General features: G+C 67.9%; 9 protein-coding genes. 4 read left to right on the top strand and 5 right to left on the bottom strand.

Features of this window, described 5'->3' with window-relative positions:
• Nucleotides 1-56: 56 nt before the first annotated feature.
• The 4 genes from OHS57_RS25070 to OHS57_RS25055 all read right to left on the bottom strand — a co-directional run bounded on the left by OHS57_RS25070 (nucleotide 57) and on the right by OHS57_RS25055 (nucleotide 8,101).
• Nucleotides 57-1,859, bottom strand: a complete 1,803-nt coding sequence (locus OHS57_RS25070; protein WP_328583416.1) for an ABC transporter substrate-binding protein — start codon at nucleotides 1,857-1,859, stop codon at nucleotides 57-59.
• Between the two features lie 99 nt (nucleotides 1,860-1,958).
• Nucleotides 1,959-3,002: an ABC transporter permease gene (locus OHS57_RS25065; RefSeq protein ID WP_041984887.1), complete on the bottom strand. Its 1,044-nt coding sequence runs from the start codon at nucleotides 3,000-3,002 to the stop codon at nucleotides 1,959-1,961.
• Between the two features lie 505 nt (nucleotides 3,003-3,507).
• Nucleotides 3,508-5,382: a translational GTPase TypA gene (typA, locus tag OHS57_RS25060; RefSeq protein WP_041984890.1), complete on the bottom strand. Its 1,875-nt coding sequence runs from the start codon at nucleotides 5,380-5,382 to the stop codon at nucleotides 3,508-3,510.
• Between the two features lie 328 nt (nucleotides 5,383-5,710).
• Nucleotides 5,711-8,101 carry an ABC transporter family substrate-binding protein gene (locus OHS57_RS25055; RefSeq protein WP_328583415.1) on the bottom strand — a complete coding sequence of 797 codons (2,391 nt, stop codon included), beginning with the start codon at nucleotides 8,099-8,101 and terminating at the stop codon, nucleotides 5,711-5,713.
• Nucleotides 8,102-8,381: 280 nt separating this feature from the next.
• On the opposite strand from OHS57_RS25055, the gene OHS57_RS25050 reads away from it, so the two are divergent.
• The 4 genes from OHS57_RS25050 to OHS57_RS25035 are packed head-to-tail and all read left to right on the top strand — an operon-like array spanning nucleotide 8,382 to nucleotide 12,222.
• Nucleotides 8,382-8,612, top strand: a complete 231-nt coding sequence (locus OHS57_RS25050) for a hypothetical protein (protein WP_041984894.1) — start codon at nucleotides 8,382-8,384, stop codon at nucleotides 8,610-8,612.
• 29 nt (nucleotides 8,613-8,641) lie between these two features.
• Nucleotides 8,642-9,463, top strand: a complete 822-nt coding sequence (locus OHS57_RS25045; protein ID WP_328583414.1) for a hypothetical protein — start codon at nucleotides 8,642-8,644, stop codon at nucleotides 9,461-9,463.
• 15 nt (nucleotides 9,464-9,478) lie between these two features.
• On the top strand, nucleotides 9,479-11,419 hold the full coding sequence (locus OHS57_RS25040) for a fumarate reductase/succinate dehydrogenase flavoprotein subunit (protein WP_328583413.1): 1,941 nt from the start codon (nucleotides 9,479-9,481) through the stop codon (nucleotides 11,417-11,419).
• Nucleotides 11,416-12,222, top strand: coding sequence for a succinate dehydrogenase/fumarate reductase iron-sulfur subunit (locus tag OHS57_RS25035; protein WP_328583412.1), 807 nt, complete (start codon nucleotides 11,416-11,418; stop codon nucleotides 12,220-12,222). The genes OHS57_RS25040 and OHS57_RS25035 overlap by 4 nt, the downstream gene beginning before the upstream one ends.
• 123 nt (nucleotides 12,223-12,345) lie before the next feature.
• Here the strand turns inward: OHS57_RS25035 and OHS57_RS25030 are convergent, their stop codons facing one another.
• Nucleotides 12,346-12,900: an isochorismatase family protein gene (locus tag OHS57_RS25030; protein ID WP_041984903.1), complete on the bottom strand. Its 555-nt coding sequence runs from the start codon at nucleotides 12,898-12,900 to the stop codon at nucleotides 12,346-12,348.
• Nucleotide 12,901: the final 1 nt, after the last annotated feature.

The raw sequence follows: 12,901 nt of genomic DNA, 5'->3' as shown, positions 1-12,901 counted from the left end.
GATGGTGCGCACTCCGCCGGGTGCGCACCATCGGGACGGGCCTTACCTTTCCGGTGTTACTTCTTGAGGAACACGCGGGTCACGTCGACGTAGCTGGAGTCCGACGAGTAGCGCAGACCACCGACGTTGGAGCCGAAGATCTGGAACACCTTGGTGAAGTAGACCGGGGCCGCCGGGTTGATGCGCTCCACGATGTCGTGGTGGATCGCGGTCCAGGCCTTCTGGGCGGCGGCGGGGTCAGTGATCTTCTGGGCTGCCGCGATGGCGGCGTTGACCTTCGGGTCGTTGATGTGCGAGTAGTCCGAAGAACCGTCCTGCAGGGTGGTTCCGTCGTACGACGGCGGGATCACCGTGGACGCGGACGGCCAGTCCTGGCCCCAGCCGGTCATGTAGAGGTCCATGCCGTTCTGGATCTTGCCCATCTGCTCGTACCAGGTGGCGCTGTCCACTTCCTTCTTCACCGGGTTCAGGCCGATTTCCTTCAGCCGGTTGGTGATGACGACGGCCTGCTGCTGGCGGACCGGGGTGTTGCCGAACGCGTAGACGAGCTTCTTGCCCTCGGCGCCGGCCTCCTTGATCAGCTGCTTGGCCTTGACGATGTCACCGTTGGGCTTCTTGAGCTTGCCGAACGGGTCGTAGCCCTTCTCGTAACCCGGGACGGTCGGCGCCATCAGACCGGTCGCGACCTCACCGCCGTACGTACCACCGTCGAGCTTGTAGATCTGGTTGCTCGGCAGCGCGTACGTGATGGCGTCACGGATGCGCTTGTCCTTGACGCGGTCCAGGTTGAAGTTCAGCTGCCACACGTACGGGGCGTAGCCCTGGACGGTGCGCTTCATCGCGGCGGCGTTGGTGACGACGTTCTTGACCTGGTTGGTGGAGACCTGGCCGGTGAACATCATGGCGTTCTTGGCTTCACCACGGTCGGCGAGGAGCGTCTTGCTCTGGTCGTCGTCGTCGTGGTTGAAGTCGATGTTGAAGCCGTCGACGTACTGGTGACGGACCGAGTCGCTCTTCGGGTCCCAGTTCGTGTTCTTGACGAGCGTCATCGACTTGCCCGGCTTGAAGTCCGAGATCTTGTACGGGCCGGTCGCGACCGGGGCCGTGTCGTACTTCTCCTTGGTGTCCGTCTTGGCGGGCACCACGGAGTAGCCGGTCATCGTCAGGGCCTGCGGCAGGTCGGGCTGCGCGTCCTTGAAGTGGAAGACGATGGTCTTGTCGTCCGGGGTGGCGAGCACCGAGTCGGGCAGGTGCTTGCTGCCGAAGCCGCCGTCGGGCAGGGCCTTGCGGTACGTCGTACCGCCGCCGGACAGCCAGTTCTGGATGTACGTCGGGCCGTCCGTGATGAACGGGGCGTAGAGGCGCTCGATCGTGTGGCGGATGTCCGCCGACGTTATCGGGCTGCCGTTCTGGTCCTTGAGGCCGCTCTTCAGCGTGTAGGTCCAGGTCTTGCCGCCATCGGTCTGCTTGCCCGAGTCGGTGGCGAGGTCACCGACGACGGTGAGCTTGCCGTTGGCGTCCTCGTCGTACTGCGTCAGACCGCGCTGGAGCAGCCGGTCGAGGAGCTTGGTGTCGCTGACGTAGCTCTGGCCCGGGTCCAGGTGGGAGAAGTCGGCCTCCTGGTAGACCGACATGGTGCCGCCGGTCTGAGCACCGGGCACCTCCTTGGCGGGACCCGTGGACACCTGCGCGTCACCGTAGGTAACGGCGGCCGACTGCTTGGCGGCGTCCTTCTGGGTCTTGCTCTTGTCCTTCGTGCCGCTGTCACTGTCGCCGCCGCCACAGGCGGTCAGCGCCAACGAGCCGGCCGCCAGGGCGACGACGACAGCACGTGTTCTGCGCGTGCCAAAGATGCTCATGCTGGTGAGTACCCATCTGTCAGTAGTGATCCATCGGTGCTGCCTGGCTCATCCGGTCGCGGCCGGTGCCCGGGTGGCAGCTTTCCCCTCAGCTGGACGTCAGCGTCCGGACTTCGGGTCAAAGGCGTCTCGGACCGAGTCGCCGAGAAGGTTGAATGCCACGACGAAAATGACCATGGCGACACCCGGGTAGATCATGTAGGCCGGGTCCTGCTGGAAGATGCCACTGCCGATCGAGAACATCCGGCCCCAGTCCGGGGTGGGTTCGACGTAGCCGACACCCACGTAGGAGAGGAACGCCACCGAGAGAATGGTGGACGGCAGCAACAACGTCGCCTGAACCAGGATGGGTGTGACCAGGTTCGGCAACAGCTCCTTGCTGATGATCCGCCAAGGCGAAGCACCGGCGATCTTTGCCGCCTCGACGAACTCCCGCTCACGCAGGGAGAGTGTGGAGGCCCGGATCAGACGGGACAGACCCATCCAGCCGAGGAACGACAGCACCACGACGATCGCGGCCGCGCGCAGCGCGGTCGGCGTCTCCTCGTCCGGACGGACGAAGGCCGCGGTGACCACAGGCATGGAGGCGATGAAGAACAGCTGGCTGGGGAAGCCGAGCAGCAGGTCGGTCAGCCGGCCGAGCCAGTAGTCGATCTTGCCGCCGAAGTAGCCGCCCACCAGACCCAGCAGCACGCCCAGGAAGACCATCACGATGGTCGCCACCAGGGCCGTGTAGATCGAGGTCCGCATGCCGTAGATCAGCTGCATGAACACGTCGCGGCCCAGGTTGGGTTCGATACCGAACCAGTGGGCACCCGACGCACCGCCGAAGCTGCCGGTGGGCATGTTGAAGTCGTCGAGGAGGGTGATGTCCCCGCCGCCCTCACCCTGGCCGTAGAGGGTGTAGGGGTCCTTGCCGTACAGCATCTTGATCACGGGCGCGAGAAGCGCGATCACGAAGAAGAAGATGACGACGATGGCGGAAATGACCCCCGCGCGGTCCCGCTTGAAGCGTCGCCACATCAGCTGGCCGGGCGAGAGCCCCGCCGCCTGCTTCGCTTCCTGCGTCCCGTCCTTCGACAGGGCATCCGCGTCGGGTCCGCCTGACGCCTGAGCGTCTTCGGTCTGTACTGGACTTGTCACGATCGCTCTTCCCCCGTGGGGACGACTACCGTGCGCCCGACCCATTTGGTGCTTATGGCACCACGCATGGGGTCCTCCTCATGAGTCCACTTGTCACTACGAGAAGGGCACTGTCTACGCGCGCTGACACCCCTGCCGGCTCGCCCGTCAAGTACCCCGAGTGTGCTCGTGGGCCCGCGCTCCCCACAGCGCATGACCCATTGACCCGAGCTCAATGGAGCCAACTATTAAGTACGCCCGGGCCGTAAACCACACTTAAAGGGTCTCGTTTTGACAACATCCCCCCACCCCCTCCGCCCGAAATCCGGACAAAGTCAGGCCAGGCAGACACCCGCGAAACGGACCGTTAACACGCGTTCCGGAGAGCGTTGGTCGATATCCGGACACTTGGTGCCGGGAAATCCACGGACGGTGAGCGGCGGCGCTTGACGAACGGCCCGGCACCGTTCGCTTTCGCGGGGTGCCGGGCCGTCCGTACTGACGTCACGTCAGCCGAGATTTTGCCTCAGGAATGCTTGGCCCGGGAAGCGGCGCGGCCGCGCTGCTTCTGGTCCAGGACAACCTTACGGATCCGGACGGTGTCCGGGGTGACCTCGATGCACTCGTCGTCGCGGCAGAACTCCAGCGACTGCTCCAGCGAGAGCCTGCGCGGCGGCACCACGTTCTCCGTGGTGTCGGCGGAGGCGGCACGCATGTTGGTGAGCTTCTTCTCCTTGGTGATGTTCACGTCCATGTCGTCGGAGCGCGAGTTCTCACCGACGATCATGCCCTCGTAGACCTCGGTGCCGGGCTCGGTGAAGATGACCCCGCGCTCCTGGAGGTTGACCATCGCGAAGGGGGTCACCGAGCCCGAACGGTCCGCGACCAGCGAGCCGTTGTTACGGGTCCGCAGGTCACCGAACCACGGCTCGTGGCCCTCGAAGATGGAGTGCGCGATGCCGGTGCCCCTGGTCTGCGTCAGGAACTCCGTACGGAAGCCGATCAGACCCCTGGACGGCACGATCCACTCCATGCGGACCCAGCCGGAGCCGTGGTTCGTCATGGTCTCCATGCGGCCCTTGCGGGTCGCCATGAGCTGCGTGATGGCGCCGAGGTGCTCCTCGGGGCAGTCGATCGTCATGCGCTCGATCGGCTCGTGCGTCTTGCCGTCGACCTGCTTGGTGACCACCTCGGGCTTGCCGACGGTCAGCTCGAAGCCCTCGCGGCGCATCGTCTCGACCAGGATGGCCAGCGCCAGCTCACCGCGGCCCTGCACCTCCCAGGTGTCGGGGCGCTCGGTCTCCAGGACGCGCAGCGAGACGTTACCGATCAGCTCGCGGTCCAGCCGGTCCTTGACCTGGCGGGCGGTGACCTTGTGGCCCTTGCCGCCCTTGCCGACGAGCGGCGAGGTGTTGGTGCCGATGGTCATCGAGATGGCCGGCTCGTCGACCGTGATCAGCGGCAGCGCGATCGGGTTCTCCGGGTCGGCGAGGGTCTCGCCGATCATGATGTCCGGGATACCGGCGATGGCGCAGATGTCACCGGGGCCCGCCTTCTCGGCCGGCTTGCGGGTGAGCGCCTCGGTCATCAGCAGCTCGGTGATGCGGACGTTGGACATCGTGCCGTCACGCTTGATCCACGTGACGGTCTGGCCCTTCTTCAGCTCGCCCTGCTCGACCCGGCACAGGGCGATACGGCCGAGGAAGTTGTCCGCGTCCAGGTTGGTGACATGGGCCTGGAGCGGCGCCGACTCGTCGTACTCGGGGGCCGGGACGTGCTCCAGGATCGTGCTGAAGAACGGCTCCAGGTTCTCGCTGTCCGCCGGAACCGTGCCGTCCTCCGGCTTGGTCAGCGAGGCGATACCGTCACGCGCGCAGGCGTAGACGATGGGGAACTCGATCTGCTCCTCGTCCGCGTCGAGATCGAGGAAGAGGTCGTACGTCTCGTTGACGACGTCGTCGATCCGGGCGTCCGGGCGGTCGGTCTTGTTGATGCAGAGGATCACCGGCAGCCGCGCGTCCAGTGCCTTGCGCAGCACGAAGCGGGTCTGCGGAAGAGGGCCTTCCGAGGCGTCCACCAGGAGTACGACCGCGTCGACCATGGAGAGGCCGCGCTCGACCTCACCGCCGAAGTCGGCGTGGCCGGGGGTGTCGATGATGTTGATCGTGATCACATCGCCACCCGTCTTGGGGTGGTACTTCACAGCGGTGTTCTTGGCCAGGATCGTGATGCCCTTCTCACGCTCCAGGTCGTTCGAGTCCATCATCCGGTCGTCGAGGTGCTCGGCTGCGTGCGCGGCGAAGGCGCCTGCCTGCTTCAGCATGGCGTCGACCAGAGTGGTCTTGCCATGGTCGACGTGGGCGACGATGGCGACGTTACGGATGTCGTGGCGCGTGGGCATGCTGGCTGGCGCTTCTCTCGATCGTGGGATGCGGCGTTTTCCTTCTCCGCCCGCCGGGCAGACACGCCACGGCCCTTCCCATGGTACGGGGCGCGGGCACCGGGAGCTTGCGGGCCCGGTCGGGAGAGGCCGGATCACGATGTCGATCAGTTACATACGGATACTGCCGGGGTGCCGTACGGAGACTGCTGGGGTGTCGAGTGCCCGGGTCAAGGACTCGGTACGAGCTTGCCCGCCGGACGGGCCGGCGGGCAAGTGAATTGATGCCGTCATGAGCGTTTGAGCCCGTTCGGCAGCGCTTCTTCTTCTCGTATTACTGCCGCTGAAGCTACTTCTTCTTCGAAACTTCAGCCTGCGGGCCGTCGTGCCCGTGCGACCCGGCGAAGCCGATGTCCTGGTAGCGCGGGGTGGCGAAACCGTAGGCCCCGATGTTCTTCAGTCCCGACCTGGCCGCCACCAGCTGCGGGCGCTGGTAGAGGGGGATGGAGCCGGCCGCCGCCCAGATCCTGGCGTCCGCCTGCTTCACCAGATCGCGGGCGTCGCCCTCGTTCAGCTCACCGGACGCCTGGTCGAACAGCTGGTCGATACGGTCGGTGCCGACCCGGGTGTAGTTCTGCTCCACCAGCAGCGAGCCGTCGGAAGCGGGCTCCGGCTTGGCGTAGATCGGCCGGCCGTCGGTCGCCGGGAAGGCGGTCGCCGGCCAGGAGTACAGCGCCATGTCGTAGTCGCCCGAGGCGATGTAGTCCTTGAAGTAGCTGGCGTCGGAGACCTTGGTGATCTGGGTGGAGATCCCGACCTTGTCGAGCATCCGCGCGATCCGCTCACCGACGGTGCGCAGCTGCTCGGAGCCCTGGCCCGAGGGCAGGACGAACCGCAGGGTGAGCGGCTTGCCGTCCTTGCCGATCTGCGGGACCTTCGCCGCCTTGGCCGCCTTGGGGCCCTTCGCGCCACTGGACGCCACCGTGCTGGGGGCCGCGGTGCCGCTCGGTGCGTACGCGCCGGCCACCCCGCCCGGCTTGGTGTCCTGGGCGGCCTTCACGGCCTGCTGCTTGGTGTCGGAGTCGTCGGGGGCCTGGCCGGGCTTGTCGTCGCCCTCGGCCGTGTCGTCCGACTTCTCCTCCGTCTTCGGCTTCTCCGCCTTCTTCTCGGCGTCCTTCTTCTCCGTGTCCTTCTTCTCTGTCTTTTCCGCGTCCTTCTTCTCGGTGTCCTTCTTCTCCGTGTCCTTCTTGCCTTCGCTGCCGGCCTTCGTCCCGTCGTCCGGCGCCTTGCGGGCGCCGCCCACGGTCCAGCCCGCGTCGGCCAGCAGGGCCTGCGCCTCGTGGGTGTTCTGCTTGCCGAGCGCGTCGCTGCTGTCCGCGTACGCCTGCTGGCCGCGCAGCGCCAGGTGGCTGCCGAGCGGCTGCGCGGGCAGGCCCAGCGGCTTCAGTACGGCGTTGGCGAGCGTCTGGCGGTTGATGGCCCTGGCCACCGCGCGCCGTACCCGGTCGTCGGCGAGCGGGCCCGACTCACCGTTCAGCGCGAGCTGCGTGAAGGACGGTTCGAGCGACTTGCGCACCCGGAAGGCGCCCAGCTCGCGCTGCTGCTCCGTGTACTCCTTGATCGCGGCGAGGGTCTGCTTGCGCGACTTGCCCGCCGCCTTGAGCTCCTCCTTGTCGGCGCCGTGCGTGAGCGCCCAGGCGCGCAGCGCGGAGGCCGGGGAGACCTGGGCGGGCGGCCGGACGGCGGCGGGGCCCGCCGCGGGGCTGCCGCTGACCGCCGGGCCGGCGCTCGTCGCAGGGCCGGCGCCGGCCGCTGGGCGGGCCGGGCCGTTGGCCCTGTTCTTGTCCTGCACGGCCGAGGAGATACGTTTCGCCGCAGCGGGGTCGACATCGGCCACGTCGAGCTTGCCCGAGGCGAGGGCCGCCACCCGCTCGTTGTTCGGCACCGCGCTCAGCACGACCGAGTCGAGCTTGGCGGGCTTGCCCCACCAGTGCGGGTCGCGGACGAGCGTCGCCTCCTTGGCCTTGCGGTCCACCTTCTTGACCGTGAACGGGCCCGCCGTCTTCTTCAGCGCCGTCCTCGCCCCGTCGTTGAAGGCGTTGGGCGTACCCATGACCTCCTTCGGGTACAGCGGGCTGAACAGCGACTTCCAGTCCGCGTACGGCTTGTTGAAGGTGACCCGGACCTCCAGGTCGTCCCCGCCGCGCTCGATCTTCTCGATCCGCTCGTAGCCCGCGTTGCGCGCGGTCCAGTACGCGGAGTCCTGGCCGCGCAGCGCGTGCCACTGGGCGACGAAGTCCGGCGCGCCGATCTCCCGGCCGTCGCTCCACACCGCCTGCTGGTTGAGCTTGTACGAGACGACCTGCTTGGGCTCCCGGTCGACGATCTTCGCGGACTCCAGGTAGTCAGGATTGAGCTGCGGCCTGCCGCGCTTGTCCAGCGTGAAGAGCGTGGGCAGCACGGCTCCCGCGATCCGGTTGGTCGCGGCGTCCGCGTCCGCCTGGAAGGCGTTGAGCGTGGCGGGCATCGAGTCGATCGCCCAGTGCAGGGTGCCGCCCTGGCTGACCGCGGCGCGCGAGGCCGGCGCGACGTCCACGGCGGCGGCCGGGGCGTCGCTGCCGTTGTCGTCCGAGCTGCAGGCGGACAGTGCGGGCAGGGCGAGCACACCGGTGGTGAGGAGCGCTACGGAGCGGAACGTCCGGGAGCATGTCCTCCCGCGAGGGGCGCCGACGTGGGACATGGCTTGTACCTCTTCATCCTGTTTTGTGGAATTTAGAGATGATCACACCTATTGCCCACCCACTGAAGGGGAAAGAGTCGCGGCGACGCCAGCGACACGGCGCCACGTGCGCCGAAACCCACCCGTGCGGCCCAACGGGACCGCCGGCCGCACCCGTGACGGCGGTCTTGTCAAAGGGAGTGTGACGCGGAACACTCGCAGGCGCATACAGAGCCCTCTGGGGGCGACGGTCCCCCAGACCCCCGCATGCCACCCGCGACCGCGGAAGTGAGGGCAACACATGTCCCTGCAGGACGATTTGACAGCGGTTCGACGCTGCCTCGACGACCTGGTCCGCACGGTCGGACGGTTGGAGCAGAGTCTCGCGCAGCAGCCCGTGACCGAGCTCCACCACCCGTCGGCCGGCCGCGCCGACGACCTGGTCACCATCCCCGACACCCCGTACAACAGCGCGCTGTGGACGGATTCGGACGACGAGGGCCTGGGCGTAAGCGACCGGCGGGCGCCGTAGCCCGTAAGGCCTCTCGTTTGGAGAACTCGTTGGCCACCGGTACCACTGAACCCAGCGCCAGTACGGGCGTGCACGGCGCGACACGCGCCGCCATCGCCCCCCGCCATCTGCGGACGGACCGCTGGTGGCTGTCGCCGGCCCTGACAGCGGCAGGGCTGCTCGCCTTCATCGTCTACTCGACGTGGCGGGCGTTCGCGAACAGCGACTACTACTCGGCGCCCTACGTGTCACCGTTCTACTCGCCCTGTGTGGCGGACAACTGCGCACCGATGCGGCACGGCCCGAACTGGGACCTGTTCGGCAGCTGGTGGGGCCTGTCCCCCGCGCTGCTGATCCTGATCTTCCCGCTGGGCTTCCGGCTGACCTGCTACTACTACCGCAAGGCGTACTACCGGGGCTTCTGGGCCTCGCCGCCCGCCTGCGCCGTCGCCGAGCCGCACAAGAAGTACAGCGGTGAGACCCGCTTCCCGCTGATCCTGCAGAACATCCACCGGTACTTCTTCTACCTGGCGGTCCTCGTCGCCGTCGTCCTCACCTACGACACCGTGCTCTCCTTCCGCGACGAGGAGTACCACTGGGGCCATATGGGTCTCGGTTCGGTGGTCTTCCTCGTCAACATCGGGCTGATCTGGGCGTACACCCTCTCCTGCCACTCCTGCCGGCATGTCATCGGCGGACGGCTGCGGCACTTCTCCAAGCACCCGGTGCGCTACCGGCTGTGGGGCTGGGTCGGGAAGCTGAACAACCGTCATATGCAGTTGGCCTGGGCCTCGTTGATCAGCGTCGCGGTCGCCGACTTCTATGTCTACCTGGTCGCTTCCGGAGCCTTCGACGATCCGCGCTTCTTCTAGGGAGAGCCTTCAGAAATGACGCAACTGGAACACCGGCAGTGGGACGTCGTGGTGGTGGGCGCCGGAGGCGCCGGACTGCGCGCCGCCATCGAGGCGCGCGAGCGTGGCGCCCGTACCGCTGTCATCTGCAAGTCCCTGTTCGGCAAGGCCCATACGGTGATGGCCGAGGGCGGTATCGCCGCCTCCATGGGCAATGTGAACTCCGGCGACAACTGGCAGGTCCACTTCCGCGACACCCTGCGCGGCGGGAAGTTCCTCAACCAGTGGCGGATGGCCGAACTGCACGCCAAGGAGGCGCCCGACCGGGTCTGGGAGCTGGAGACCTGGGGCGCGCTGTTCGACCGCACGCCCGAAGGCAAGATCTCCCAGCGCAACTTCGGCGGACACGAGTACCCGAGGCTCGCCCACGTCGGCGACCGTACGGGCCTTGAGCTGATCCGCACCCTCCAACAGAAGATCGTCTCCCTGCAGCAGGAGGACTTCAAGGAGTTCGGGGACTACGAGGCGCGCCTGAAGGTCTATCAGGAGTGCACCGTCACCAGGGTTCTGAAGGACGGCGAGCGGGTCTCGGGCGCCTTCTGCTACGAGCGGGAGTCCGGGGGCTTCTTCGTCCTGGAGGCTCCCTCGGTGGTGCTCGCCACCGGCGGCATCGGCAAGTCCTTCAAGGTCACGTCCAACTCCTGGGAGTACACGGGCGACGGGCACGCGCTGGCGCTGCTCGCCGGGGCTCCCCTGCTGAACATGGAGTTCGTGCAGTTCCACCCGACCGGGATGATCTGGCCCCCCTCGGTCAAGGGCCTGCTCGTCACCGAATCGGTGCGCGGCGACGGCGGGGTGCTGCGCAACGCCGAGGGCAAGCGGTTCATGTTCGACTACATCCCCGACGTCTTCAAGGAGAAGTACGCCGAGTCGGAGGAGGAGGGCGACCGCTGGTACGACGACGCCGACAACAACCGGCGTCCGCCCGAGCTGCTGCCGCGCGACGAGGTGGCGCGCGCCATCAACTCCGAGGTCAAGGCGGGCCGTGGCTCACCGCACGGCGGTGTCTTCCTGGACGTCTCGACCCGGATGCCGGCCGACGTCATCAAACGGCGGCTGCCCTCGATGTACCACCAGTTCCGTGAGCTGGCCGACGTCGACATCACGGCCGAGGCCATGGAGGTGGGACCGACCTGTCACTACGTGATGGGCGGTGTCGCCGTCGACTCGGACTCGGCGGCGACGATCGGCGTGCCGGGCCTGTACGCGGCGGGCGAGGTGGCCGGGGGCATGCACGGCTCCAACCGGCTCGGCGGCAACTCCCTCTCCGACCTGCTGGTGTTCGGCAGGCGCGCGGGTCTCCACGCGGCCGAGTACGCGGCGGGCCTCGCCGGGCGCCCGGCCGTCGACCAGGCCCAGGTCGACAGCGCGGAGGCCGAGGCGCTGCGCCCGTTCAGCGCGGCCGACCCGGTGGGCGCCGACGCGAACGCGGGGCCGCCGGAGAACCCGTACACCCTCCATCAGGAGCTCCAGCAGACCATGAACGACCTGGTGGGCATCATCAGGCGCGAGGGCGAGATGGAGCAGGCCCTGGAGAAGCTGGCCGATCTGCGGGTTCGGGCGAGGCGGGCCGGCGTCGAGGGCCTGCGGCCCTTCAACCCGGGCTGGCATCTCGCGCTCGACCTGCGGAACATGCTGCTGGTCAGCGAGTGCGTCGCGCGGGCCGCCCTGGAGCGCACCGAGAGCCGCGGCGGGCACACCCGGGAGGACTGGCCGGGGATGGCGAGCGACTGGCGGCCGGTGAATCTGCACTGCGCCCTCGCCGATCCGACGGGCGCGCTCGCCGCCACCGATCCGGCACACGGCCAGATCACGCTGACCCGGCAGACGACCGAACCGATCCGTCCTGACCTGCTCGCGCTGTTCGAGAAGGAAGAGCTGGTCAAGTACCTCGCCGAAGAGGAGCTCCACAGTTGAGTGCCAGCACTGTTCCCAGCAGTACCAGTACCGCCACGGCGTACGACGCGAAGTTCCGGGTCTGGCGCGGTGACGCCGCCGGGGGCGAGCTGAAGGATTTCACCGTCGAGGTCAACGACGGCGAGGTCGTCCTCGACATCATCCACCGGCTCCAGGCGACCCAGGCGGCGGATCTGGCCGTGCGCTGGAACTGCAAGGCGGGCAAGTGCGGTTCGTGCAGCGCCGAGGTCAACGGACGGCCCCGGCTGATGTGCATGACGCGGATGTCCGTCTTCTCCCGTGAGGAGACGATCACCGTCACCCCGCTGCGTGCCTTCCCGGTGATCCGCGATCTGGTGACGGACGTGTCGTTCAACTACCAGAAGGCGCGGGAGGTCCCCGCGTTCGTACCGCCGCCGGGTGTCGCCGCCGGTGAGTACCGGATGCAGCAGATGGACGTGGACAGGTCGCAGGAGTTCCGCAAGTGCATCGAGTGCTTCCTGTGCCAGGACACCTGCCATGTGGTGCGCGACCACGAGGAGAACAAGGCCGCGTTCGCCGGGCCGCGCTTCCTGATGCGGGCGGCCGAGCTGGACATGCATCCGCTGGACGCGGCGGCCGAGTCGGGGCTCGACCGCAAGCGAACGGCCCAGGAGGACCACGGTCTTGGCCTGTGCAACATCACCAAGTGCTGTACGGAGGTGTGCCCCGAGGGCATCAAGATCACGGACAACGCGCTGATCCCGCTGAAGGAGCGCGCCGTCGACCGTAAGTACGACCCGCTGGTCTGGCTGGGCAACAAGATCCGCCGACGCGGCGAGTGAGGCAGGGAACAGGGCGGGGCCCGCATCCGGTCGGATGCGGGCCCCGCCGTGCGTCGCGCGGTGCCGGTGACTGCCGGATCAGCCGGATCAGCCCGGTCAGCCCGGCCAGCCGGATCGGCCGGATCAGCCGAGGAGCTTGATGATCGCCTCGGTGGTGTCGGTCTCGCCGAGGCGCGGGAAGATCCGCTCGACCGCGTTGCGGTGCGTCTCCTCGTCCATGTCGGTCACGGCGTCGGTCGCGACGGTGACGTGGTAGCCGTGCTCGTAGGCGGCGCGCGCGGTGTTCTCGACGCCGATGCTGGTCGCGATGCCGGTCAGCACGACCTGGGTGACGCCCTTGCGGCGCAGCTGGAGGTCGAGGTCGGTGCCGTGGAAGGCGCCCCAGACCTGCTTGGTGACGACGATGTCGCTGTCCTCGCGGCCGAGCCCCTCGGCCAGGTCGGCCCAGTCGGCGGGCGGCTGCTGGCCGGAGCCGCCGGGGCCCTCGGTACGGCCGGGGGCGCCGCCGGTGACGCGGACGAGGACGACCGGCAGGCCCTTGGCCCGGAAGGCGGCGGCGAGCTTCGCCGAGCGCTCGACGACCTCGGCGGCCGGGTGGACGGTCGGCAGGCCGACGATGCCCTTCTGCAGGTCGACGACGACCAGGGCGGTGGTGGGATCGAGGATGGTGGCGGTCATG

The sequence above is a fragment of the Streptomyces sp. NBC_00370 genome (assembly GCF_036084755.1).
Classification (GTDB): Bacteria; Actinomycetota; Actinomycetes; order Streptomycetales; family Streptomycetaceae; genus Streptomyces.
Note: the sequence above shows the minus strand (reverse complement) of the source record. Positions and strands in the feature narration are given on the sequence as shown.